This window comes from Sphingobium sp. TB-6 (genome assembly GCF_012927365.1).
Taxonomy (GTDB): domain Bacteria; phylum Pseudomonadota; class Alphaproteobacteria; order Sphingomonadales; family Sphingomonadaceae; genus Sphingobium.
On the sequence record NZ_JABBGL010000001.1, the window covers coordinates 25,068 to 48,079 of the forward strand.

The 23,012-nt window shown below is 64.4% G+C and carries 21 protein-coding genes; 11 read left to right on the forward strand and 10 right to left on the reverse strand.

Features of this window, described 5'->3' with window-relative positions; all coding sequences use genetic code 11:
- Nucleotides 1–141: 141 nt before the first annotated feature.
- Nucleotides 142–1,233 (reverse strand): ParB/RepB/Spo0J family partition protein, encoded by a 1,092-nt coding sequence (locus HHL26_RS00115; protein WP_169575614.1) that lies wholly within the window; start codon nt 1,231–1,233, stop codon nt 142–144.
- A 59-nt stretch (nt 1,234–1,292) separates the two neighbouring features.
- On the reverse strand, nt 1,293–2,489 hold the full coding sequence (locus tag HHL26_RS00120; protein WP_066563674.1) for an AAA family ATPase: 1,197 nt from the start codon (nt 2,487–2,489) through the stop codon (nt 1,293–1,295).
- Nucleotides 2,490–2,690: 201 nt separating this feature from the next.
- Here HHL26_RS00120 and HHL26_RS00125 point away from each other — a divergent pair, with 201 nt between their 5' ends.
- Nucleotides 2,691–4,031, forward strand: coding sequence for an anti-phage deoxyguanosine triphosphatase (locus HHL26_RS00125; protein WP_169575615.1), 1,341 nt, complete (start codon nt 2,691–2,693; stop codon nt 4,029–4,031).
- Nucleotides 4,032–4,112: 81 nt separating this feature from the next.
- Here the strand turns inward: HHL26_RS00125 and HHL26_RS00130 are convergent, their stop codons facing one another.
- Nucleotides 4,113–4,586 (reverse strand): Lrp/AsnC family transcriptional regulator, encoded by a 474-nt coding sequence (locus HHL26_RS00130; RefSeq protein WP_087576095.1) that lies wholly within the window; start codon nt 4,584–4,586, stop codon nt 4,113–4,115.
- Between the two features lie 126 nt (nt 4,587–4,712).
- On the opposite strand from HHL26_RS00130, the gene HHL26_RS00135 reads away from it, so the two are divergent.
- Nucleotides 4,713–7,055, forward strand: coding sequence for a transketolase (locus HHL26_RS00135; RefSeq protein ID WP_169575616.1), 2,343 nt, complete (start codon nt 4,713–4,715; stop codon nt 7,053–7,055).
- Between the two features lies 1 nt (nt 7,056).
- Nucleotides 7,057–8,352 (forward strand): dihydrolipoamide acetyltransferase family protein, encoded by a 1,296-nt coding sequence (locus HHL26_RS00140; protein WP_169575617.1) that lies wholly within the window; start codon nt 7,057–7,059, stop codon nt 8,350–8,352.
- Between the two features lie 114 nt (nt 8,353–8,466).
- Here HHL26_RS00140 and HHL26_RS00145 read toward each other — a convergent pair whose 3' ends face one another.
- From HHL26_RS00145 to HHL26_RS00165, 5 genes are all read right to left on the reverse strand, one after another.
- Nucleotides 8,467–9,678 carry a hypothetical protein gene (locus tag HHL26_RS00145; protein WP_169575618.1) on the reverse strand — a complete coding sequence of 404 codons (1,212 nt, stop codon included), beginning with the start codon at nt 9,676–9,678 and terminating at the stop codon, nt 8,467–8,469.
- Between the two features lie 88 nt (nt 9,679–9,766).
- Entirely contained in the window at nt 9,767–10,516 is a 750-nt protein-coding gene (locus HHL26_RS00150; protein WP_169575619.1) for a TorF family putative porin, read from the reverse strand.
- The gene (locus HHL26_RS00155) at nt 10,434–11,663 is read right to left on the reverse strand and encodes a S8 family serine peptidase (RefSeq protein WP_240962238.1); all 1,230 of its coding nucleotides are present in this window, start codon (nt 11,661–11,663) and stop codon (nt 10,434–10,436) included. The genes HHL26_RS00150 and HHL26_RS00155 overlap by 83 nt, the downstream gene beginning before the upstream one ends.
- Nucleotides 11,660–12,277: a zf-HC2 domain-containing protein gene (locus HHL26_RS00160; RefSeq protein WP_087575724.1), complete on the reverse strand. Its 618-nt coding sequence runs from the start codon at nt 12,275–12,277 to the stop codon at nt 11,660–11,662. The genes HHL26_RS00155 and HHL26_RS00160 overlap by 4 nt, the downstream gene beginning before the upstream one ends.
- A gap of 6 nt (nt 12,278–12,283) precedes the next feature.
- Nucleotides 12,284–12,880 (reverse strand): sigma-70 family RNA polymerase sigma factor, encoded by a 597-nt coding sequence (locus HHL26_RS00165; RefSeq protein WP_087575725.1) that lies wholly within the window; start codon nt 12,878–12,880, stop codon nt 12,284–12,286.
- A gap of 125 nt (nt 12,881–13,005) precedes the next feature.
- Between HHL26_RS00165 and HHL26_RS00170 the strand changes: the two genes are divergently transcribed.
- The 7 genes from HHL26_RS00170 to HHL26_RS00200 all read left to right on the forward strand — a co-directional run bounded on the left by HHL26_RS00170 (nt 13,006) and on the right by HHL26_RS00200 (nt 19,307).
- On the forward strand, nt 13,006–13,413 hold the full coding sequence (locus tag HHL26_RS00170) for a cupredoxin domain-containing protein (RefSeq protein ID WP_066563645.1): 408 nt from the start codon (nt 13,006–13,008) through the stop codon (nt 13,411–13,413).
- Complete coding sequence (locus HHL26_RS00175) at nt 13,410–14,138, forward strand: ferritin-like domain-containing protein (protein WP_087575727.1); 729 nt, start codon at nt 13,410–13,412, stop codon at nt 14,136–14,138. The genes HHL26_RS00170 and HHL26_RS00175 overlap by 4 nt, the downstream gene beginning before the upstream one ends.
- Complete coding sequence (locus HHL26_RS00180; protein ID WP_169575806.1) at nt 14,138–15,907, forward strand: carbamoyltransferase N-terminal domain-containing protein; 1,770 nt, start codon at nt 14,138–14,140, stop codon at nt 15,905–15,907. The genes HHL26_RS00175 and HHL26_RS00180 overlap by 1 nt, the downstream gene beginning before the upstream one ends.
- Nucleotides 15,904–16,116 carry a DUF5989 family protein gene (locus HHL26_RS00185; protein WP_066563640.1) on the forward strand — a complete coding sequence of 71 codons (213 nt, stop codon included), beginning with the start codon at nt 15,904–15,906 and terminating at the stop codon, nt 16,114–16,116. The genes HHL26_RS00180 and HHL26_RS00185 overlap by 4 nt, the downstream gene beginning before the upstream one ends.
- Nucleotides 16,117–16,118: 2 nt before the next feature.
- Entirely contained in the window at nt 16,119–17,081 is a 963-nt protein-coding gene (locus HHL26_RS00190; RefSeq protein ID WP_169575620.1) for a methyltransferase domain-containing protein, read from the forward strand.
- Nucleotides 17,082–17,449: 368 nt separating this feature from the next.
- On the forward strand, nt 17,450–17,755 hold the full coding sequence (locus tag HHL26_RS24115; RefSeq protein WP_240962282.1) for a phosphatase PAP2 family protein: 306 nt from the start codon (nt 17,450–17,452) through the stop codon (nt 17,753–17,755).
- A gap of 310 nt (nt 17,756–18,065) precedes the next feature.
- Nucleotides 18,066–19,307: a divalent metal cation transporter gene (locus HHL26_RS00200; protein WP_240962239.1), complete on the forward strand. Its 1,242-nt coding sequence runs from the start codon at nt 18,066–18,068 to the stop codon at nt 19,305–19,307.
- A 192-nt stretch (nt 19,308–19,499) separates the two neighbouring features.
- Here HHL26_RS00200 and HHL26_RS00205 read toward each other — a convergent pair whose 3' ends face one another.
- Nucleotides 19,500–20,180, reverse strand: a complete 681-nt coding sequence (locus tag HHL26_RS00205; protein ID WP_169575621.1) for an SDR family NAD(P)-dependent oxidoreductase — start codon at nt 20,178–20,180, stop codon at nt 19,500–19,502.
- A 217-nt stretch (nt 20,181–20,397) separates the two neighbouring features.
- Nucleotides 20,398–21,234 carry a TIGR00266 family protein gene (locus HHL26_RS00210; RefSeq protein ID WP_169575622.1) on the reverse strand — a complete coding sequence of 279 codons (837 nt, stop codon included), beginning with the start codon at nt 21,232–21,234 and terminating at the stop codon, nt 20,398–20,400.
- Nucleotides 21,235–21,435: 201 nt separating this feature from the next.
- Between HHL26_RS00210 and adh the strand changes: the two genes are divergently transcribed.
- Nucleotides 21,436–22,956 (forward strand): aldehyde dehydrogenase, encoded by a 1,521-nt coding sequence (gene adh / locus HHL26_RS00215; protein WP_169575623.1) that lies wholly within the window; start codon nt 21,436–21,438, stop codon nt 22,954–22,956.
- Nucleotides 22,957–23,012 lie beyond the last annotated feature (56 nt).

Consider the following 23,012-nt stretch of genomic DNA (forward strand, 5'->3'; position numbering starts at 1 on the left):
GAAACGGGAGAGAGGTTTCCTGGGGGGAGAAGCGGGTGCGGGAGAGCTGTTTCCCCGGGGAAACAAAGGGCAGGGGAAAGGCAGTCAGCCCGACCGGCCCTCTATCCTTCCCCCTGTCTCTATCCTTCCCCCCGCTTTCCATCAGCGCTGAAGCCCTATGCCCTGGCGTTCGAGATGTTCGAGCGTGTCGCGCAAGGCGGTCGCCAGCGTCTCCATATCCGCGCCCGACCCTGCATGAAGGCGGATGGTGATGCCCTGGCGGTTGACCGACTGCACCGTCAGCGCCGGGCGGCCATAGCGGGTGTTCCAGGTGAAGGGCTCGTCCTTGGGCGCGGATTGCGCGACGCGAGGGGCGTCGAGCAGACGCTTGAGCACTTCCGCCGCCGGAATCGGGGACGCGCCCGCTACTCGCAGGGCGCGCTGCTCGGAGGCGAGGCGTCCTGCCTCGGCATTGATGGCAGGCGCCGCCTTCTGATCGTCCAGAGCCTGGGCCAGCGCATAGGCCGGCTTCAACTGCACGTCGGCAGGGGAGGCGAAGGCGTCGATGACCGCGTCCTCTATGCCCGCCACCTTGATCATCTTGCTGAGCCACCCCTTGGAAAGCTTCAACCGCTCGGCCATGCGGGTCAGATGACTGCCATAATGGGCCTTGAGCGCCTCGGCATAGTTGCGCGCGCGTTCCAGGTCCGACACGTCCTTGCGCGCGCGGTTTTCGAGGTCGGCAAGGCGGAAGGCCGCTTCATCGTCCAGTTGCGCGACCTGCGCCACGAACATCATGTCCGAATAGCTGTTGGCGCGCAGCCAACTGATCGACCAGTGGCGGCGGGTGCCAGCGATTACTTCATAATCATGATCCGGGTCATCCTCGATCCGGCGGACCACGGCGGGCACCTTCTGCCCGCCTTCCGCGATGATCGAATCGATCAGTTCGCGGCAATTTTCCTCATTGAGATGCGCGTAAAGGCGGGCATTGCCGCGCCAGATGCGCACCCTGGCCGGATCGAGCAGCAATTGCGTGACCTGGCGCACTTCGCCGGAAGCGAGGCGGGCGAGGGCGGATTCGCGGCCGAGCAAGGTCGTGCCGCGAGCGCGGTCCTGGCGGGGCGCAGCCGGGGCAGGGGAGGGGGGCGGCACGGGCGTCTGGGCCGTTTCCGGCTCGGCGGGCGCGGGCGTGGCCGCCTCCGGCTCGTCCGACAGAAGCGCCGCCAGATAATCGGATTGTTTACGCGCCATGACATTCCCCTTTCCCGAATCGGGAACATATGGTGAACATATGCGTGTAGGACAGACTTTTATGCCGCATTGACAATGTCCTCCTCCCGCGCTGGGGCGACGCGGCCCCAGCCCTGGCGCACCAGCGCCTCGATCTGGCCCATGGCTTCGTCCAGATTGGCGCGGCAGCGCTTGTGCGTGCGCGGCGTGCCGATCGGCTTTTCCAGCTCATAGACCGTCATCATGCGCAGCGCCGCATGGCTGATCTCCGCGCTGTCGAGGATCGGGATGGGAAGGAGGGCAGGGCCGAAGCTCTGTTCCATGATGGCGCGGACCATCGAATGGCTGGGATCGTTGCTGTCGAATTTCGAGCAGAGCAGGCGGACGAAATGATAGTCGACCTCGATCCCCGCCTGCTGGAGCTGGCCGATCACCTGATCCATCATCGAGAGGAACTGGACGGTCGAGCAGAAATCGGGCGTGGTCGCCGCCAGCGGCACCAGCAGGGCGTTTGCCGCCTGCATCACCGCCAGGCTGATCGTGCCGAGCGCTGGCGGCGGGTCGAGCAGCACCACGTCATAATGGCGGGCGAGGTCCATGAGCCCCTGCTTCAGCTTGCGGAAGCGCGCCGCCAGGACGGACCCGCCGTCGCTGCCCGCCGCCGCCAGCTCATATTCCACGTCGAACAGTTCCAGGTTGGACGGGATCAGGTCGACATTGGGCCAGGCGGTATGCTTGACCGCATAGAGCAGGTCGACCTGCGTCGGGTCGATCGACAGATAGGGGTAAAGCGTCTCTTCCCGCTGGATGTTGAAATGCGGGTTGAAGCCGAACAGCGTGGTGGTCGTCGCCTGGCTGTCGCAGTCGACCACCAGCACGCGATAGCCCTGGACCGCGAAATAATGGGCGAGATGGGTGGTGACGGTCGACTTGCCGACGCCGCCCTTGAAATTCTGGACCGCGATGATCGCGGGCACGTCCATCGGGGCGCGTTCGGGCGAAGCGCCCAGCACCTGCCGCATGTTCAGCAGTTCTTCCACCTTGTAACCCGGGCGGCGGCCATTTTCGGTCGGCGGGGCAGGGGGCAGGCGGCCATCCTCCTCCGCCATGCGGATCCGATTCGTCGAGCAGCCAAGCAGTTGCGCCGCCTCCGCAATGCCGAAGCGGATATTGAGTTCCTTGCGGCTATCCGGCAGAAAAGCCTTGCGGCGCAGGCGTTCGACCATCTTTTCGCCGGCCTCCGCCAGATCCCCGATCTGGGTTACCACTGCGTTCATTTGTGCCCTCACGCGCGAAGTTGAAGCTTGTTCCGGATTGATGTGCCATAAATCCTTCAAATTGGCAAATGAGGGGGATTTGAGATGCGGATCGGGGCCGAGGGTGGATAATGAAGCCATTTTCTGCCGGCGAACCGGGACAAGGGGCCGCGTTCGGGCTATGCGTGACCGGCAGACGGATTCGTCGGAGAACGACACCATATGAGCTGGTACGATCGGCAGGAAAATTGGAAGGCGCAGAGCGAGGATGCCCGCAACGAAGCGGACATCGATTATGCGCGGGTCATTCATTCCGCATCCTTCCGCCGATTGCAGGGCAAGACCCAGATCCTCAACCTGGGGGACAGCGATTTCTACCGGACGCGGCTGACCCATTCGCTGGAGGTCGCGCAGATCGCGGGCGGGATCGCCCGGCAGTTCCGGCAGGATTTCGCGGACCATCCGGCCATTCCTCACCTGCCCGACCATAGTTTGATCCAGGTGATCGGCATCACCCATGATCTGGGCCATCCGCCCTTCGGCCATGGCGGCGAGGTCGCGCTCAATTACTGCATGCGGCAGGCGGGCGGGTTCGAGGGCAATGGCCAGACCCTGCGCATCCTTTCCCGGCTCGAGAAATTCTCCGCCGGGGCGGGGGCCAATCTCATGCGGCGGACGCTGCTGGGGGTTCTCAAATATCCCGTTCCCTTCTCGCAGGCCTATAATCCCGCCTGCGCGCCGCGGCTCAACGACAAGCCCACCGCCATCCGCATCATCGACCGCGCCGCATCGAAGCCGCCCAAATGCTATCTCGATAGCGAGAGGCAAGTGGTGCAATGGATATTGGCGCCCCTGTCGAGCGCCGACCGGGAGGCGTTCACCGCGTTGCAGCCGCAGACCGGCCAGCATCACAAGGCCATCCATAAATCCTTCGATTGCAGCATCATGGATGTGGCCGACGATATCGGTTTCGGCGTCCATGACCTGGAGGATGCGCTGGCGCTGCGCCTGATCAGCGAAGAGGCCTTCCGCTCGCTGGTGCCGGAGGAGGAATGCGCCTCCTTCCTCGTCCATCTGAAGCAGAAATATCCCGGCGAGTCCGAGAATAATGTCTATGAAAAGCTGGTCGGGACGCTCTTTGGCGAGGGCGGCGAACGCAAGCGCTGCATCAGCCGGATGGTCCACCATCTAATCACCCATTGCCGCATCGAAACGCTGGAGGAATTTGAGGAACCGCTGATCCGCTATCGGGCCGGGATGCTGGAAGGGCCGGCGCGGTTCCTGGGCGCGCTCAAGAACGCGGTCTACCGGGCCGTGATCCAGAGCGCGGGGGTGCAGCAACTGGAGTTCAAGGGGCAGAAAATGGTCGTCTCGGTCTTCGAGGCCTTGGCGTCGGAGCCGGAGACGTTGCTGCCCGCCGAACAACTGGCGCTGGTCCGGGCGGGGGAGGATGTGCCCAGGGTCATTTGCGACTATATTGCGGGCATGACCGACGGCGCCTTGCTCAAAGCCTATGACCGGCTTTTCAGTCCGCGCATGGGGTCGATTTTCGACCAGTTCTGATGGCGCGACGGCTGCCGGAGCCGGGTATGCCATGTGCGAACAGGATCTTGTATCGGGAGATGTTCCGACCCAAAGAGACTGTTAAACCTGCGCCGGCAATTCCGTTCGATAAACCACCTGGCGCAAGCCAAAGCTTGTCTTGACTTCGGCCACACCCGCGATCTTGGTAAGCTTGGCCCTGAGGAATGTTTCGAACTCGCTCAAAGATCCTACCAGTACGCGCAGATGATAATCGGCGTCTCCGGACATCAGGTAACATTCCATGACTTCCGGAAAACCCGAGACCATATTCTCGAAAATTTCGAGGTGCTTGTCATCTTGCCGGTCGAGGCGAACGCGGACGAACGCCGTGACCGACAAACCGACGGCAGCGGGATCCACCAGTGCAACATAGCGCGAAATGACACCCCGATCCTCCAGGTGCCGAAGCCGCCGCAAGCAAGGGGAGGGGGAAAGGCCCACCTTTTCCGACAGCTCCTGATTCGACATGCGACCGTTGGCCTGGAGTTCGGCGAGAATTCGGAAATCGAGCGCGTCCATTTCCACATAGGGCATATTCTGTCTCCAAAAATCTGAAAACAAGCATAATCAGCTAAAATGATTCCGGATACAGCAATTCTTCGCAAGGACATGCCCCGTTTTCCTACGCTATGCCTTTTCTCTCACATCGGGGCACAGCATATGGATTCGACAATTTCCCATTCACGGCATGACACGGTCAGCGCTCTGGAGCATTTGGAGACGCGCCTTCTCTGGCTGTCGTCCTGGATGATCCACAATGCCAATCACATCCGCCCCAAGCGCGACGGATTGAAGGTAGGCGGCCATCAGGCGAGCTGTTCGTCGCTGACCGCGGTCATGACGGCGCTCTATTTTTATGCGCTGCGTCCGCAGGACAAGGTTGCAGTCAAGCCGCATGCCGGGCCGGTCCTGCACGCCATCCACTATCTGCTCGGCAATCAGACCCTCGAGCGCATGCAGAAATTTCGTGGGCTTAATGGTGTCCAAAGTTATCCTTCCCGCACCAAGGACAAGATCCCCGTCGATTTCTCGACCGGATCGGTTGGTCTCGGCGTCGCCGTGACCGCCTTCTCCAGCCTGGTTCAGGATTATCTGATCGCGCATGGGCAGGTGAAGGAGGAGAATGCCGGGCGGATGATCGCCCTCATGGGCGATGCTGAGCTTGACGAGGGCAATATCTATGAGTGCCTGATCGAGGGGTATAAGCACGATCTTCGCAATTGCTGGTGGATCGTCGACTATAATCGCCAGTCGCTCGACGCCACGACGGCGGACCGCATGTTCCGCCGCTTCGATGATATTTTCGAGACCTGCGGCTGGCGGGTCGTCACGCTCAAATATGGCAAGATGCAGCAGGCGGCTTTTGCCCGTCCCGGTGGCAGGGCGCTCGAGGAATGGATCGACAATTGCCCCAATGCCGAGTTCGCGGCGTTGACCTATCAGGGCGGCGCGGCCTGGCGCGAGCGGTTGACCGCCGACATCGGTAAGAAGCCGAACGTCAGGAAGCTGCTCGACAGTTTCGACGATGAGGCGCTGGCCCGGCTGATGACGAACCTTGGCGGGCATTGCATCGAGACGCTGATCGATGCGTTCGACGGCGCCCAGGACGACAGGCCGACGCTTTTCATCGCCTATACGGTCAAGGGCCATGGGCTGCCGCTGGCGGGCCATAAGGACAATCATAGCGGGATGATGAACCCGTCGCAGATGGATCAATTCCGCGCCAGCCTGGGCATAAAGGAAGGCGAGGAATGGGAGCCGTGGGGCGGCCTTGGCGACAATGCGTCAGCCGAACTCAAGGCGTTCGTGGCCGGAAGTCCGGTCGCGAAGGTGAAGCCGGAGCCGGTCGCGCCTGCCGTTCCTGTTCCCGCGCGCCTGCCGACGCCCGAGGGCGCCGACCAGTCGACGCAGGCGGCGTTTGGCCGCATCCTCCTCGATCTCGCCAAGTCCGGCGAGGAACTGGCGGACCGCATCGTGACCACCGCGCCTGACGTCACCCAGACGACCAATCTGGGCGCCTTCGTCAATCAACGGGGATTGTTCCGCCGCCAGGAACTGGCCGATGTGTTTCACAAGGCGAAGATTCCCTCCGCGCAGAAATGGACGCAGCATGCCGCCGGCCAGCACATCGAACTGGGCATAGCGGAGAATAATTTCTTCATCATGCTCGCCTCGCTGGGGCTGGCCGCGCCACATTTTGGCACACGGCTGCTGCCGGTCGGCACCGTCTATGATCCGTTCATCGCGCGCGGCCTCGATGCGCTCAACTATGGTTGCTATTCGGATTCGCGCTTTCTGCTGGTCGGCACGCCGTCCGGGCTCACGCTGGCGGCCGAAGGGGGCGCGCACCAGTCGATCAACACGCCGCTCATCGGCATGGGCCAGCCCAATCTGACCTATTTCGAACCGGCTTTCGCGGACGAACTGGCGGCGATGATGCGCTGGGCCTTCGATCATATGCAGCAGCCCGACGGCAGTTCCGTCTATCTGCGCCTTTCGACCCGGTCGATCCCGCAGATCGTGCGTCACGATGATGGCTGGGAAGTCGATGCGCTGAAGGGCGGCTACTGGCTGCGACGGCCCGCCGAGGGCGCGGAGGCCGCTGTCGTCTTCACCGGGGTGGTCGCGCCAGAGGCGATGGCGGCGTGGGAGCAACTCGCCGAGGACATCCCCGGCATAGGCCTGCTCAACGTCACCTCGCCCGACCTGCTGCATCGTGGTTGGTCGGCACGCCGTGCGGCGCGCTGGTCGGGAGGGGCGGTAACGCCTTGCCATGCCGAAATGCTCCTTTCCGCGCTCGCGCCGGGGGCTGGGCTTGTGACGGTCCTGGACGGATCGCCCGGCGCCCTTTCTTGGCTAGGCGGCGTCAAGGGGATGCGGGTCAGCCCGCTCGGCACGGATAGCTTTGGCCAGACCGGCGACTTGCCGGACCTCTATCATGCCTATCGGTTGGACAGCGACGCCATCGTCGAAGCTGCTGCCGAACTCTTTCTGGGGAACTGACATGCCGATCGAACTCAAGATGCCGGCGCTGTCGCCGACGATGGAAAAAGGCACGCTCGCAAGATGGCTGGTGGCCGAAGGCGACATGGTGAAGCCCGGCGATCCTGTCGCCGAAGTCGAAACCGACAAGGCGACGATGGAGATTGAGGCAGCCGATGGAGGTCGCATCGCAAGTCTCGTCATCGCCGAAGGCACAGACGACGTCGCGGTCGGGACGGTCATAGCCTTGATCGCCGAATCCGGCGACGCCGTTCCGGAGCCCCTGTTCGAGCAGGCGGTTCCGGTTCCTGCCGCTGCCGGGCCCGTCGAGGCCACCCCAGTGGCGTCCATGCCCGCTCAAGCTCCTGTCCAGCCCAGGCATGCGCCGGAAGTGGCCGCGCCGCGTGCCCGCCTGTCGCCTGCCGAACGGGTCAAGGTCAGCCCGCTTGCCCTTCGCATCGCCGGGGCCAAGGGAATCAACCTTGACGGCATTAGCGGGACGGGCCCCAATGGCCGCATTGTTCGAGCGGACCTTGGCATCGGGTCACTCGTTACGTCACGACCCGACGCCGTTCCCCAGGCGATCGCCGTTCAACCGGCGCCCGCGATCGCGAGCCCCCCTGCAGGCGTCCCGGCGCAATCGGTCAAGCTCAGCTCGATGCGCAAGACGATCGCGCGGCGGCTCACCGAAGCCAAGCAGACCGTTCCGCATTTTTACCTGACGGCGCGTTGCAATCTCGATCCGCTGCTGAAACTGCGGGGTGAACTGAACGCCGGCCTTGCCTCACGCGGCGTCAAGCTCAGCGTCAACGACATGCTGATAAAGGCCATGGCGCTCGCGCTCGTCGAGGTGCCGGATGCGAACGTACAGTTCGGCGGCGATGAACTGCATCGCTTCGGTCGCGTCGACATTTCGATGGCTGTGGCGATCGATGGCGGTCTCGTCACGCCGGTGATCCAAGGTGCGGACACGCTCTCGCTTTCCGCCATCGCAACGGCCAGCAAGATGCTCGCCATCAAGGCGCGCGACGGGAAGTTGCTGCCGGAGGAATATCAGGGCGGCACCGCGTCCATCTCCAATCTCGGCATGTTCGGGATCGATGAGATATTTCCCGTCATCAATCCGCCACAGGCGTTAATTCTCGGCGTTGGCGCGGGCGTCGAGCAGCCATGGAAGGTCGATGGGAAGATCGGCCTTGCAACCATAGTCGCCGCGACTGCCAGCTTCGATCATCGCGCCATCGATGGCGCGGTCGCGGCTCGGTTCATGCAGGCACTGCGCGCCCTGGTGGAAGAGCCGGTGCGCATCTTGGCCTGAAGGACGAAAGCCCGGGAGGAGGACAGCGCTTTTATGTCGAACCGGAGGGGCGAGGCGGTTCCAAACGCGGATCACCCGGCGGCTTAGGGATAATGCCAAATGGTCGAGTGGCGCTCACGGACTTATCCGTCGCGCTCCAGTGAGAGGATCGGATCCGCGCCCGAGGGTGGTTTGAGATTGCCGGTGAACGGCCGGGGCAGTCAGGGATTCCGGCCCTTCAAACTCGTAAAGAATCGCACGGGCCATCGCGGCGTGGCCCCTGGCGTCAGGATGGGAATCGCGCGGCAGCCGCCAGTCCGGAGCGAGCGGCACCATAAGATGCGGAATGGCGCCGTTGCCGAAAATCGCCCTCCCAAGGGCGAGTTCGCGCGCGCCTTCGGGCTGGAATACGGGCACCAGGATCAGCGGCCGGGCGCCGCGCGCCCGCGCCATCGCGACCGCGGCCTTTAACAGGCGGCGGTCGCTGGCGATGGCTTCATTGATGGCGGCCGCGCCATGATAGGGAAAGAGCACCCGTCCCAGATGGCCGAGCGCCCAGCTCGGCTCTGCCGCGTGCCAACGCCCCGCGCTGTCGATCCATGGCCGGTTATGGTCGAGGTCGCGCACCATCAGGCTGGGCGAGAACAGGAAGACCACCGCCCTGGGATTCCGGAAGCGCGGGAGTTCGCGCTGGAGATGCAGAAAGCTCTGGCTGACGGAATAGGCGTTGACCGCCAGATTGGCGCTCTGGATACCGCTCGACCCTTGCACTTTTCCCGCCAGCGTATCCCGCCAGTTCAGTCCCTTGCCGAACATGATCGATTCCCCGACAAACAGGATCGAGGGTGCTGTCAGGTCGAGCGGCGGCGCGCCGGGAGCGACCCGATAGCCATGGCTGTCGATCTGATAGAGCGGCCGCCACGCATATTCGGGGTCGGCCACGCGGCGTGACGGAACATAGACCCAGCCGAGCAGCGGATCGACCCGGCGCAGCGGCTCATCGCCCGGAGTCCATGGCCGGCCTTTCCGCCCGGAGTTCCATTGCAGGATCACCTCGCTCGCGGGCAAGGCCAGCAATATGGCCATGCCTATGACGATCCCGCGCCATACTCTGTCGCCGCGTCCGGCCCTGATCCAGCGCAGCGCGAGCATCAGGACAAGGGCGAGCGCCATCAGGATGAGCCGCTCGATCTGAACGATCGTCATCAGCCGGTCGCTGGGCACGAGAATGTCGGGGAGCAGATGGCGGTCGACCCAGGCACGGGTCATGCCGATCGCCAGCCCGCCCAGCAGCAGCGCGGCGGCGCCGACGCACAGCATGGCGCCTGAGCGCAGCGCCTGGCTCATGCGGATACGCCGGAAAAGCGGAATCATTGTCGGACGGGCGGCATGGGCGGGCATGGCAAGCCTTTGTGCCGCTGCCGCCGCCGGTGGTTCAAAGGGCGAAGGCCAGCGCGATCACCAGCGCGCCTTCTGCGCCATGCTGCCCATCCTGACCGGTCCAGGCGACGTCAAGATCGGCCCGGCCAAGGCGGCGGCGCAGGCCCAAACGCCAGTCGGTGGCGTCCCCCGCATAGCTGTCCGGCCGATCCTTCAAAAAGGTCAGCCGCCCGGCATGGCCGACCAGCGTCCAATTGCGGGCAAGGCCCAGATGGCCGTTCAGTTCCATGTAGAGCGTCGGCGCGTCCCTGCGGAAATAGGCGGGTGACAGGTAAAGGCGGCCGGAAACATGCCGACCGGCGATGCCGACATAGGCTTCGGTATAACTGCCGCCGCCGTTGATGGCGGAATAGCTGCTGTAGCGGTTGTGGACGATGCCGACATCGATCGTCGCCGCATCCGACAGGCGCTTTGCAAATCCGGCATAGGGCCGGAAGGACAATGGCTTCAGCCCTTCGTCGCGCGTCGCGACCAGCGCCGCCGCGGCGCCGAGATAGAAGCCTCCGTCACCGTCATGCACCATTTCCAGCTCCGCGACGGGCCGATGATCGCTGATCGGCTGCCCGCGCAGCCGGGTCTGGCTGGAAAGGGTCAGGCTGCCACCCAGTTGCGCGGCGGCGGGGGTGGCGAAAAGATGGGCGGTCAGCAGCAGGGCGCAACCCCTAGTCGCGGCCCGCCGATGCCACGGCCACCGCGCAGGCGCCGTCGCACCCTGCGGCCCTGCCTTGCACCGTGGCGAGCGCATCGATCACCCCTCCTGCCGACATCACGAACATGAAGCGTCCCTGCCTATGCCCCCGCGCCTGATCGATCAAGGCGATGAGGCCGCTGACATGCGCCGCCGCATAGGATGTGCCGTCCACCAGGCTCCACTTGCCGCCGGGCTCGGTCGCCGGGATGCCCGTCGCCGGCGCGATCTGGACGGGCGCGTGCCTGCCTGATACCGGACTGCCGGAGACGGCGATGACCCCCGGCCAGGAGGCGGGGAAACCGCCGTCCGGCCGATGCGGGTCATAGGCGGCCACGACTGCCGTGTTGCGCGCCATGGCCGCGTCCAGCAGCGTGGAAAGCAAGCGGTCCGGCGGCCCGCCCAGGCTCATGTTGATGACCGCTGCCTTATGATCGATGGCATAATGGATCGCCCGGGCCAGGCTGAGGCTGTCGCACAATGCGATCGACCCGGGACTGCCCGCCTGCCAGCAGGCGCGCAAGCCCAGCAGTTGCGCGTCCGGCGCCACCCCCACCATGCCGATCCGGTTGTGGGCCCGCGCCGCGATGATGCCGGCGATCGCCGTGCCATGCGCTTCGGCCGCGAAAGCCCTGCCCGTGACGAGATTGACATTGGCCCGCACCTGCCCCGCCAGATCGGGGTGGCGCGCGTCGATGCCGCTGTCGATCACCGCCACCGTGACGCCGCGCCCCGTCGCCAGCCGGTGGACCGCGTCCAGATGCCAGAGGGTTCGTGCGGGTTGGGCGGGGTAGAGCGGGTCATCATGACCTTGAGCGCCGCCGAGGGTCTGATAGTCATGCATTGGCTGCGACCAGGCGATATGGCTGTCCTTCGCCAGCTCCTGCATCATCGTTTCCGCAGATGCCCCGTCCGGCACGCGCATCACGAAACAGTCGAGGCCGATGACCGGCATCATCCAGTCCGTCACCAGCGTCAGATGATGATCGCGGGCGATGCGCTGCGCCGCGTGCAGCATCTGGGCGCGGCGAATGCCGTCGCCATAGTCGCCGTCATAGTCGCCGCCCGCCCGGAAATGAGCCGGCGGAAGATGGAGCATCACCAATATCTGCTCCCCCTTGGCCGGGTGCGCGGGGGCGGGCGCGGCCAGTGCCGCGATCAGCAATGCGATCGTCGCGCGCAGGCGGAACAGCGCCGGGATCATGGCGCGGGCTCGATCGGCTGGGCGAGCATGATGCTGCGCCGCGTGCGCAGATCGGCCAGCGCCGCATCCCGCCGGGCCGGCGCGACATCCAGCACATAGGCGCCGGCGGCGGTCGGACCGTCGACCAGCCTCGCTCCGGCGCGTTCGATCGTGAAGCGCAATTCCCGTTCAGGCGTATCGGGCCGGAAGATGACGAGCATGTTGCCGTCGCCCCGCGCCGCCGGTGCGCCCAGCGTGCGATAATCGGCCTGCTGCGCCGCCGGGCGGAAAAGGAGGACGGCCCCGCAGAGCATCAAGGCCGGCATCGCGGCGAAGGCCGCCAGCACCGGCCATGCGAACGTTTCCCGAGGCGGGGTCACGCGTTCGGCCCTTTGGGTCGGCGCCAGGTGGCGTTGCAACTTTTCCCAGCCCAGATCGGTTCCGATCGGCAGCCCTGCTATGGTCGCCTTTAACCGTTTTTCCCGGTCCAGGGCCGTCCGGCATTGGCCGCAGTCATGCAGATGCGCTTCCACCAGCGCCTGGTCATCGGCGTCCAACTGCGCCGTGACATACCAGGGCAGCAGCATTTCCGTCGCCCGGTGCGGATCGCCGCGAAAGGAGAGAATGTCGGCCATGACCTGTCAGATCCAGTCGCCAAAATCGCCCGGCAGGGCGCGCCGCAAGTGCCGCCGGGCATGGAACATCCGCGTCTTCACCGTGTCGACCGGGCAATCCATGATCTCCGCGATGTCGCGATAGCCGATCTCGTGAAAATAGCTGAGGTCGACGACTGCCCGCTGCTCCGGCGAAAGGTTCGCCAGCGCCTGGAGCAGCGCGGCGCGTATCCTGTTGTCGCCGGCGCATTGTTCGGGCGAGCGATCGGGGTTGATCCGTTCTTCGATGAACCGGTCCTCCACCGGATCGTCCTGTTTGCGTAGCGCCTTCATCGCCTTGCGCCAGCCGATGGTGAACAGCCAGGTCGACAGTTTCGACCTGCCGGAAAAACTGTCAGGCCGGTCCCACAGCACCAGCAACGTATCGTCCAGCACCTCTTCGACCAGATGCGGGCGGCGCAGGATGTTCGTCAGGAACCGCGCGAGGCGCGGCTGATAATGGCGATAGAGCGCCTCGAACGCCTTGAGATCGCGCCGCTTGACCCGCGCGAGCAGATACAGATCCTCCTCGGCGCGCGCATGCGCGCTCGCTTCCGTTCGGCCTGCCTTCCCGACTGTCTCCAAGAGCGACTCCTTCGCTGCATGAGTGTGCGCCCGCTGGCGCGGCGGTTCAAAAATATTTTGCAGGGGGCCATGAACCGGCCGCTTCGGCCCGCGCCACTCAGGGCTATTGAGGAAGGAGGCATGACATGTCTCATGCGCGATGGTCTGCGGTTCTGGCCGCTCTCATTCTGGCATCGACCGCCGGGGCGCAGCCCGAGGCCGACAGTTGGAGCGGCGCCCGGCTCGTTACCATCCAACTGTCGAGCTTCCGGTTCGAGCCGGCGGACATAGTGCTGGAACATGGCCAGCCGTACCGGCTGCATTTCGTCAACAATGCGTCGGGAGGGCATGATTTTGCCGGGAAGGAATTTTTCGCCCAGGCGCGGATCAGGCCCGAGGATGCGGCCAGGATCAGCGGAGGCCGGGTCGAACTTAGCGGCGGGGAAAGCGTCGACATCCATTTGATCGCGCCGTCGCCGGGCCGCTACAAGATACGCTGCACCCATTTCATGCACAGCATGTTGGGGATGACCGGGCGGATCGTGGTGCAATGATGGGCTGGCGCGCGCCGATCGACCGGATGGTGTGGGGCGACCCGCGCCGTCGGGCGCGCAAGCTGCTGCAATTTGCGGAGGTCGAGGCGCAGGGCGCGCGCGACCTTTTCCGCATGGCAGAAATCGCGCGCGATCCTTTGCTGCGCCGCCGCCTCTTCGCCCATGGAAGGGACGAGGTGCGCCACGCCGCTTTATTCCGCGAGCGGGGACTCGCGCTGCGGCGGACGCTGGCCGATCCCGGCCCCGATCGCGCATGGGGCGACGGGCTGATTCCCGGCGAGCGCGGCTTCGACCGGCTGGAGGTCGAGAGAGAAAGCATGGTCGCGCTGCTGGCCTTTATCCATCTGTCGGAACGGGCCGCGGCGCACGCCTTTGCCGCCTATGGCGCGGCGCTGGACCACGATCCGGAGACGCAGGCGGTGATCGCGCGGATCGCCCGCGACGAGGAGGGGCATATGCGCTATTCGCACGACGAACTCGCTCGTCTGGCGCCGGATCGCGGCCGCCGGGCGGTGTGGGGCGCACGCCTGCGCCGGCTCTGGCGGGCCTATTTACGGCTGGCGCTGATCCTGGCCGACATGATCTCGCGGGTCATGCTGACCCTGCTCTATTTCCTGCTGCTGGCGCCTTTCGCCTGGATGGCGAAGCGGGCGGCCCGGCGGGAGGCGTCCGGCTGGCACATGTGCACGGATCAGCCGCGCGACGATGGCGGAGGGCAATATTGATGAAGATCCTCGGCATTTCAGCCTTCTACCATGATGCGGCCGCCGCGCTGACGATCGACGGGCTGCCCGTTGCCGCCGTGCAGGAGGAGCGCCTGTCGCGATCCAAGAACGACCCGGCCTTTCCCCTGCGCGCCATCCAATGGTGCCTCGACCAGGCAGCGGTGGAGCCGGACGATCTGGACGCGGTGATCTTCTACGAACGGCCCGCGCTCAAGTTCGACCGGGTGCTGACGACGTTGCTGCGCGGCTTTCCGCATAGCTGGCGCATCTTCCCCAGGGCGATGAAGAATATGGTGGGGGAAAAATTATGGGTGCGCGGCATCATCAGCGCGCAGTTGGGAATCCCGGTAAAGCGTGTTCATTTTACCGACCACCATCTCTCGCACGCAGCCGCCGCCTTCCTGACCGCCCCGACCGAACAGGCGGCGATCCTGAGCGCCGACGGCGTGGGCGAATGGGCGACGCTGACGGTGGGGCAGGCGCGCAAGCAGGTGGGCGGGCCGACGGAAATCAGCCTGCGGCGGGAAGTGCGCTTTCCCCATTCGCTCGGCCTTTTCTATTCCGCCTTCACCGCCTGGCTGGGATTTCAGGTCAATGAGGGGGAATATAAGGTCATGGGGCTTGCCGCTTATGGCACGCCGCGCTTCGCCGGGGAGGTGCGGCGCATCCTGCAACGGACGCCCGATGGAGCCTTTGCGCTGGACCTTCGCTATTTCGATTTTCATCAGGCGGTCGACGCCGCCTATTCCCGCCGCTTTGTCGAACTGTTCGGCCCGCCCCGCGACCGGTTCGAGCCGATCGACCTTGCGACGCCGCTGGGGCAGCATCAAGCCGATGTCGCGGCGAGCGCGCAGCTTGTGCTGGAGGAGGTGATCGTCGACATCGCCGCCGCGCTTCAGAAGGAAACCGGCCTTCCCGATCTCTGCCTGGGCGGCGGCGTGGCGCTGAACGGGGTCGCCAATGCCCGCATCCTGCGCGAAGCGGGCTATGAGCGGCTGTTCGTGCCCTCCGCGCCGGGTGATGCGGGCTGCGCCTTGGGGGCGGCGCTCTGGGCCGACCGCATCCTGTTCGGCCAGCCGCATCGCGATTGCCCCGATCATCCCTTCTGGGGGCCCGCGGTCGAGGCCGACGATCTGGCGCGGCTGGCCGCTGAGGACGGGTTGCCCTTCGAACGAGTGGGGGATGCGGCGCTGATCGACCGGCTGGTCGATGCGATCGGGCACGGCGCGATCGTCGGATGGATGGAGGGCGCGGCGGAGTTCGGGCCGCGCGCGCTCGGCCACCGCAGCATCCTTGCCGATCCGGGCGATGCGGCGATGCGCGACCGGATCAACCGCGACATCAAATTTCGCGAATCCTTCCGCCCCTTTGCGCCGGTGGTGCCCGCCGAACATGCAGCGACCTATTTCGAGTTGCCCGCGGGCGGCGCACGTCTGGGCCGGTTCATGTCGGGCGTTTTCCCGGTCCGGCCTGAATGGCGGAATCGACTGCGCGCCGTCACCCATGTCGACGGCACCGCACGCGTGCAGATCGTGGAGCGGGCCATGGCGCCTCGCCTGCACGCGCTGCTCATGGCCTATGGGCAGCGTCACGGCTCTCCCGTCCTGCTCAACACATCCTTCAACCTGGCTGGCGATCCGATCGTGACCAGCGCCGCGGAAGGCTATTCGACATTCCGCCGCGCTGGCATGGACGTGCTGATCGCGGATAATCTGATGGTCCGCCGCGATCATGCGCGGCAGGACCATGAACTGGAGGCAGTGGCATGATCCCGCGCAAGGGGCGCTTGCGGCGCCAGCTCATCATCGTCGGCAGTGCATCCGGGACCATCGCGGATTTGGTGCGGGGTCTGTGGCGGGCGCCCGGCGGGCGGCGCTGGATGATCCCGCCGGTGATCTTCTTCTGCTCCGTGGGGGTGATATTGACGCTGGCGGCCGGCGTTGAGGCGCTGGCGCCGTTCATCTACTCGATCTTCTAGGGATGGATGCGCGCGCCCTGTCGCTGCTCGCCTGTCCCCGGTGCGGCGGGCGGCTGGATGAGGCGCTATGCTGTCGCGAATGCGACGCAGACTACCGGCAGGCCGACGGCATAGCCGAGCTGCGCCTGCCCGGCGCCGCGCGAACCGAGTTGGTCAGGAATTTCTATGAGGCGGCGCCATTCCCCGGCTATCCGCCCCGCGACAGCATCGACTGGCTGCGCGCCCGGGCGGAGCGTAGCCCGTTCGCCCGGCTGCTCGATGCGGCGATCCCCTATGATGCGCGGATCGTGGAGATGGGTTGCGGCACCGGCCAGATGAGCCTCTATCTCGCGCGCGGTGAGCGGATGGTGATTGCCGCAGATCTCTGCCGCGCATCGCTGGCGCTCGGCCGGGCGGCGGCCCGGCGGCTCGGCATCGGCCAGGTCGAATTCGTCGAAACCGACCTGCATCATCCGGGGCTGCGTGAGGGTGCCTTCGATATCGTCTATTGCTCGGGCGTGCTGCATCACACGCCCGATCCCGGCGCCGCGTTCGGTCATGTGGCCCGGCTGGTTCGCCCCGGCGGCCTGATCGTCATCGGTCTCTACAACCGCTATGCGCGGCTGCCGCACAGATTGAGGCGGGGGGTCGCGATGCTGAGCGGCGGACGCTGGGTTCCGGGCGATCCGGTGCTCGCCAGCCGTCGGCTGCAGCCGGGCCGGTATCGGGCCTGGCTGCGCGATCAATATCATCATCCCGAAGAACATAGCCACACATTGGCGCAGCTCCGCCGCTGGTTCGCGGACAATGGCGTCGCCTATGTCCGGACCTTCCCCAGCGCGTTGCTCGGCCAGATGGAGGACATGAAGTTGACCGACGCCGAGGAAGATGAATGGTGGCTGGAAGACCTGCTGGCGCAGATCGGCTGGATCGGCCGGATCGGCTGGGAAGGTGGTCTTTTCGCGGCGGTCGGGCGCGCGGGGTAGCCAGCCTGGATCGGCGCGAACGCCACTTCGCTTCGATTGCATCCTTCGACAATAAGCGGCAGAATTCCATTTCCCCCAAATCAATTGGCCAGCGAGATTTCGCTCGAAAACGCACAGTCGGGAGAGAGGACATGAAAAGGGCGGCGGCATGCTTGGCGTCGGGATCCATTCTCTTATTCTGTTCCACGCAAGCGATCGCAGGCGCGAGGGATTGGTCCAGGGCGAGCAACATCGCCAGAGCGGCAATCGTCGCAACCGCCTTGGGCGTCCCCAGCGTACAGGAAGACTGGGATGGAGCGTTACAGGCAGGAGCAAGCGTCGGCTCCGCCTTTCTGCTATCCAAAGGATTGAAGGAGCTCATTCCAGAGATGAGGCCGGACGGAACCGACCGGCGATCCTTCCCGTCGACACATGCCGCGACCTCCTTCGCCGCTGCCGCTTCCCTGCAAAATCGCTATGGCTGGAAGATTGGGCTTCCAGCACAACTCGTCGCGGCGTTTGTGGGCGTTGCGCGGGTGAAAGCCAGGAAGCACCATTGGGGGGATGCCGCAGCGGGAATGGTTATCGGTGAGGCTTCAGGGTTTCTCATGACTTCGCGAAGAGACAACGGCGTACGGATCGTCCCCTGGGCAGAGACAGCGGGCGGTGGAATTGCCCTTGACCTGCGGTTTTGAGCTCAGAGTCTGTTTGGAAATGCGCGGAAGAGCGCATTTCGGCGCCGCACCAGCCCTCTCCCCCACCCGGCCACCCAACCGCAGTATTCTATGGGTGGCCGGGTGGGGGAGAGGGCTGGTGCGGCTATGCCCCCAAAGGCGCATTTCCAAACAGACTCTCAAGCGATTATCTTGTTTCTCTCGTCACGTACTAATACGGATCGTTTCATCCTTCGGTCACTGAAATATCGGGGAGATGGACGAGATGATGGAAGATACGGCAGCCGCTCCGGGAAGGGGAGAAAGATCCGGGACGCCCGGCTTGAGAGCCATGTTGCGCCGTCTTGGGCCGGGGCTCATCACCGGCGCGGCGGACGACGACCCAAGCGGGATTGGCACGCACAGCCAGGTCGGAGCGCAGTTCGGATATGGTCTTGCATGGACTTTCGTCCTCAGCTTTCCCCTCATGGTCGCAATCCAGCAGGTGGCGGCCGAAATTGGAAGGGTGACCGGTGCCGGGATCGCGCGCAATCTGCGCCGTCACTATCCGCGTCCCTTGCTCTGGACGGTCGTGGCCCTTCTGCTGATTGCCAATATTGTCAATCTGGGCGCCGATCTGAGCGCCATGGGCGCAGCGCTATCTCTTTTGGCGGGGGGAAATTCCACCTTTTACACCCTGTCATTTGGAATCGTCTGTATCCTGGCTGAGGTGGGCCTGAGCTACCCCCGTTATGCATCCATATTGAAATGGACGACACTCTCGCTCTTCACCTATTTCGCCGTAGTCATGGTTGCGCAGGTTCCGTGGGCGCACGCGCTCCGATCCCTCGTCGTGCCGGAAATTCAGTGGAATGCCGCTTACGCAACGGCCCTCGTGGCGATCTTGGGCACGACGATCAGCCCCTATCTCTTTTTTTGGCAGGCCGGGCAGGAGATTGAGGAGCAGCATCGCCATCACGCCAAGCCGCTTTGCATCGCCCCGCAGTCGGCCGGCCGCGAGCTGGCGCGCATTCGCTTCGATACATTGACGGGGATGGCGTTCAGCACCTTGGTCTCGCTCGCAATTGTCTTCGCTACAGCCGCCACGCTCCACGCTCACGGCATTTATGACATTGCGACCTCATCACAGGCCGCCGAAGCGCTGCGTCCGATCGCTGGAAAATTCGCCTTCGCCATGTTTGCCCTGGGCATTATCGGGACGGGCCTGCTTGCTGTTCCTGTGCTGGCAGGATCGGCAGCCTATGCGGTGACCGAGATGGCAGGGTTAAGCGGCAGCCTCGACGCCAAGCCGCTGTCGGCGCGTCTGTTCTATGGAACTATCGCTGCCACGACGCTCGGGGGCGCATCTCTAAACGGAATTGGCATCGATCCGGTCCGCGCACTTTATTGGGCCGCTGTCGTCAACGGCATTCTGGCTGCGCCCCTCATGGTGGTCATGATGCTCATCGCCCGTAATCGTCGCGCCATGGGACGATTGTGCCTCCCCTTCGGTCCGACCGTCATGGGCTGGGGCGCCACTATCGTCATGTTCGCCGCAACCGGCATATTCCTTGTCTTTACCGTCCTCAGTTGACTGGATTGCTCAAAGGCGCAGGCGAATTGTACAAACCGTGTTCTAGAGCAGAATCCGACCCGATTGCATCGGATCGGCTGCTCTAGACCTTTGTTTTGCCGCGTTTTCCGAGTCAGCAGATGTCTTTCGCAACGCTTTCCATCACCGCCTGGATTGGCATCGGCTCAGGACTGACATTGCTTCCAGGGCGATTCACCCGTTTCTTGTGACCGGGATGAGCGCACCTGATATGCCGCGAGAGGCCTTGGAGGCCAGGAATAGGATCACGTCGGCGATCGTCGAAGGTTGAACCCACTGCGCGAAGTCCGCATCCGGCATGTCGGCGCGGTTGGTCGGCGTGTCGATAATGCTGGGCAGGATCGCATTCACCGTCACGCTGGTGCCGACAAGCTCCTCCGCCAACGCCTCCGTCAAGCGATGTACCCCCGATTTTGCCGCCGCATAGGCGCCCATTCCGGCACCCGCCTTGATCGCGGCGCCGGCCCCGATATTGACGATCCGCCCCTCGCGGGCCGCGGTCAGGTGCGGCAAGGCCAATTGCGTGATCGTCGCGGCCGTCGTCAGGTTCATCGCCTGCATCCGGGACCAGTTGCCCAGATCGCCACCCGCCAGCTTGTCCCAGACGAAACCCCCTGCGACATTGACCAGGACATCAATGCCACCATGGGCGGCGACAACCTGCGCCAGAGCGTTTGTCGTCTTCTCGCCGTCCGTCAGGTCAATCCCGCCAATGTCCAGCGCGCCCGGCAAGGCAGACCTGGCCGCCGGAGCATAGTCGATGCAGGCAACCGCATAACCCTGTTTGATGAAGGCGTCAGCGGCAACGCGGCCCAGCGCGCCAAATCCTCCGGTGACGATAACCGATCTTGTCATGACTTTCCCCTTTATCGTGGCTGTTCCCATGGAATGGGCATTGTCGCGACGATCGTTCCCCGATCGCGAGACACTTCAGAGTTGCATGCGCTCGGCCTAGCGCAGATGCCGGAACCCGCCAAGGGGAACCGCAAGTCCCGCCCAGTTTCACCGAGACCATTCCCGATCCCACCGTAGAACGCATGGGGCCATGACGGTCGATCAGCCGCGAACCCCTTTAATTATTGCCGCCGATCAGATCCCCCAGGCCGCCGAGCACGGAGCCTTCGCCGCGATTCTGTCCGCCCCGGCTTCCCGCCGCCGCGAGCATGCGGCCGGCCAGGCGGGAGAAGGGCAGGGACTGAATCCACACCTTGCCCGGCCCGGTCAGCCGCGCGAAGAACAGGCCTTCGCCGCCGAACAGGATGCTGCGCACGCCACCCGCCCGCTCCAGATCGAAATCCACCGTGTCGGTATAGGCCGCGACGCAGCCGGTATCGACGTGAAGCTGCTCACCGGGCGCCAGTTCGCGCTCCACGATTGTGCCGCCCATCTGGACGAACACCCAGCCGTCGCCTTCCAGCTTCTGCATGATGAAGCCTTCGCCGCCGAACAGGCCGGTCATGATCCGCTGCTGGAAATGGACGCCGATCGACACGCCCTTCGCCGCGGCCAGGAAACTGTCCTTCTGACAGATCAGCCGGCCGCCATATTGGTCGAGCCGGATGGGGAGGATCGCGCCCGGCGTGGGGGAGGCGAAGGCGACCCGCGCCTTGCCATGGCCGTTATGCGTGAAGACCGTGGTGAACAGGCTCTCTCCGGTGATGAGCCGCTTTCCCGCGCCCAGCAGCTTGCCCATGAAACTGCCGTCGCTGCCGCCGCTGCCGTCACCGAAGACGGTGGTCATGCCGATCGCCGCATCCTTCCAGACCAGGGCGCCGGCCTCCGCCACGGCGCTTTCGCCCGGATCGAGTTCGATCTCCAGAAATTGCAATTCCTGGCCCTTGATCTCGAAATCGATGTCGTCGGCCAGGCCGGGTTGACGATGATGTTGCCAGGGACTGGGGTTCGGCATGTTCGCGCTCCTGATGCTTCGGGGCGCTTTCATAGCCGCTTCCGGGCAGCTTGCGCCACCCTTTGGAGGCTTGTCCCGCGGGGGCGCCTGCCGTCCGCGATGAGCGGCGGCGTGCGCTGACCCGACCCAAGGTCTAATTGTCCATTCTCCCGAAAGGTTCATCCTGTCCCTCAAGTTTCAGACGAGTCCGGGAGAGGATAGATGTTACAGCAGGCAATGGCGCGGTTCGCGGGCAAGACGCTGATCCGCGATAAATATGAGAATTTCATCGGCGGCCAGTGGGTGGCGCCGACCCGTGGCGACTATTTCGACAATATCTCGCCAGTGACCGGCCAGAGCGTGTGCAAGATCGCGCGTTCGACCGCCGAGGATATCGAGCTGGCGCTCGACGCCGCGCACAAGGCGAAGGAAAGCTGGGGTCATCGCTCCGCCACCGAGCGGGCCAATGTGCTCAATCGCATCGCGCAGCGGATGGAGGAGAATCTCGACCTGCTCGCCATGGCCGAGACGATCGACAACGGCAAGCCGATCCGCGAGACGACCGCCGCCGACATTCCGCTCGCCATCGACCATTTCCGCTATTTCGCGGCCTGCGTTCGCTCGCAGGAGGGGTCGATTGCCGAGATCGACCATGACACGGTCGCCTATCATTTCCATGAGCCGTTGGGCGTGGTCGGGCAGATCATTCCGTGGAACTTCCCGATCCTGATGGCGGCGTGGAAGCTCGCTCCGGCGCTGGCGGCGGGCAATTGCGTGGTGCTCAAGCCCGCCGAGCAGACGCCCATGTCGATCATGGTGCTGATGGATCTGGTGGGCGACCTGATCCCCGAAGGCGTGCTGAACGTCGTCAACGGCTTTGGCGTCGAGGCGGGCAAGCCGCTTGCCACCAACAAGCGGATCAGCAAGATCGCCTTTACCGGCGAGACCACCACCGGGCGGCTGATCATGCAATATGCGTCGGAAAATCTCATTCCGGTGACGCTGGAGTTGGGCGGCAAATCGCCCAACATCTTCTTTGCCGACGTGATGGACGCGGACGACGATTATTTCGACAAATGCCTTGAGGGGTTTGCGATGTTTGCGCTCAACCAGGGCGAGGTTTGCACCTGTCCGAGCCGCGCGCTGGTGCAGGAGAGCATCTACGAGAAGTTCATCGAGCGCGCCGTCGCCCGCGTGCAGAAGATCGTGCAGGGCAGCCCGCTCGATCCCGCGACGATGATCGGGGCGCAGGCGTCGAACGATCAGTTGGAGAAGATCCTTTCCTATATCGACATCGGCAGGGATGAAGGCGCGAAGGTGCTGACCGGCGGTACGCGGGCGCATCTGGGCGGCGAGCTGGAGCAGGGCTATTATGTGACGCCGACCGTGCTGGAAGGGCATAACAAGATGCGCATCTTCCAGGAAGAAATCTTCGGCCCGGTGCTGTCGGTCACGACCTTCAAGGATGAGGCGGACGCGCTCCACATCGCCAACGACACGCTTTACGGTCTGGGCGCGGGCGTGTGGAGCCGCAACGGCAACACCGCCTATCGCATGGGCCGCAATATCCAGGCCGGGCGCGTGTGGACCAATTGCTACCATGCCTATCCGGCCCATGCGGCCTTTGGCGGTTACAAGCAGTCGGGCATCGGCCGCGAAACCCACAAGATGATGCTCGATCATTATCAGCAGACGAAGAACCTGCTGGTGAGCTATTCGACCAAGGCGCTTGGGTTCTTCTGAGGCGAGCGGCGGGTCGCAATGCCGAAGGCGGGCCTCTCCTCTTTCACGCCTTCGGC

Excerpts from the sequence above, each read along its gene's own strand:
- HHL26_RS00115 (WP_169575614.1), bottom strand. The coding sequence starts at position 1,233 with ATGGCGCGTAAACAATCCGATTATCTGGCGGCGCTTCTGTCGGACGAG.
- HHL26_RS00120 (WP_066563674.1), bottom strand. The coding sequence starts at position 2,489 with ATGAACGCAGTGGTAACCCAGATCGGGGATCTGGCGGAGGCCGGCGAA.
- HHL26_RS00125 (WP_169575615.1), top strand. The coding sequence starts at position 2,691 with ATGAGCTGGTACGATCGGCAGGAAAATTGGAAGGCGCAGAGCGAGGAT.
- HHL26_RS00130 (WP_087576095.1), bottom strand. The coding sequence starts at position 4,586 with ATGCCCTATGTGGAAATGGACGCGCTCGATTTCCGAATTCTCGCCGAA.
- HHL26_RS00135 (WP_169575616.1), top strand. The coding sequence starts at position 4,713 with ATGGATTCGACAATTTCCCATTCACGGCATGACACGGTCAGCGCTCTG.
- HHL26_RS00140 (WP_169575617.1), top strand. The coding sequence starts at position 7,057 with ATGCCGATCGAACTCAAGATGCCGGCGCTGTCGCCGACGATGGAAAAA.
- HHL26_RS00145 (WP_169575618.1), bottom strand. The coding sequence starts at position 9,678 with ATGAGCCAGGCGCTGCGCTCAGGCGCCATGCTGTGCGTCGGCGCCGCC.
- HHL26_RS00150 (WP_169575619.1), bottom strand. The coding sequence starts at position 10,516 with ATGCGCTCGCCACGGTGCAAGGCAGGGCCGCAGGGTGCGACGGCGCCT.
- HHL26_RS00155 (WP_240962238.1), bottom strand. The coding sequence starts at position 11,663 with ATGATCCCGGCGCTGTTCCGCCTGCGCGCGACGATCGCATTGCTGATC.
- HHL26_RS00160 (WP_087575724.1), bottom strand. The coding sequence starts at position 12,277 with ATGGCCGACATTCTCTCCTTTCGCGGCGATCCGCACCGGGCGACGGAA.
- HHL26_RS00170 (WP_066563645.1), top strand. The coding sequence starts at position 13,006 with ATGTCTCATGCGCGATGGTCTGCGGTTCTGGCCGCTCTCATTCTGGCA.
- HHL26_RS00175 (WP_087575727.1), top strand. The coding sequence starts at position 13,410 with ATGATGGGCTGGCGCGCGCCGATCGACCGGATGGTGTGGGGCGACCCG.
- HHL26_RS00180 (WP_169575806.1), top strand. The coding sequence starts at position 14,138 with ATGAAGATCCTCGGCATTTCAGCCTTCTACCATGATGCGGCCGCCGCG.
- HHL26_RS00185 (WP_066563640.1), top strand. The coding sequence starts at position 15,904 with ATGATCCCGCGCAAGGGGCGCTTGCGGCGCCAGCTCATCATCGTCGGC.
- HHL26_RS00190 (WP_169575620.1), top strand. The coding sequence starts at position 16,119 with ATGGATGCGCGCGCCCTGTCGCTGCTCGCCTGTCCCCGGTGCGGCGGG.
- HHL26_RS24115 (WP_240962282.1), top strand. The coding sequence starts at position 17,450 with ATGAGGCCGGACGGAACCGACCGGCGATCCTTCCCGTCGACACATGCC.
- HHL26_RS00200 (WP_240962239.1), top strand. The coding sequence starts at position 18,066 with ATGTTGCGCCGTCTTGGGCCGGGGCTCATCACCGGCGCGGCGGACGAC.
- HHL26_RS00205 (WP_169575621.1), bottom strand. The coding sequence starts at position 20,180 with ATGACAAGATCGGTTATCGTCACCGGAGGATTTGGCGCGCTGGGCCGC.
- HHL26_RS00210 (WP_169575622.1), bottom strand. The coding sequence starts at position 21,234 with ATGCCGAACCCCAGTCCCTGGCAACATCATCGTCAACCCGGCCTGGCC.
- adh (WP_169575623.1), top strand. The coding sequence starts at position 21,436 with ATGTTACAGCAGGCAATGGCGCGGTTCGCGGGCAAGACGCTGATCCGC.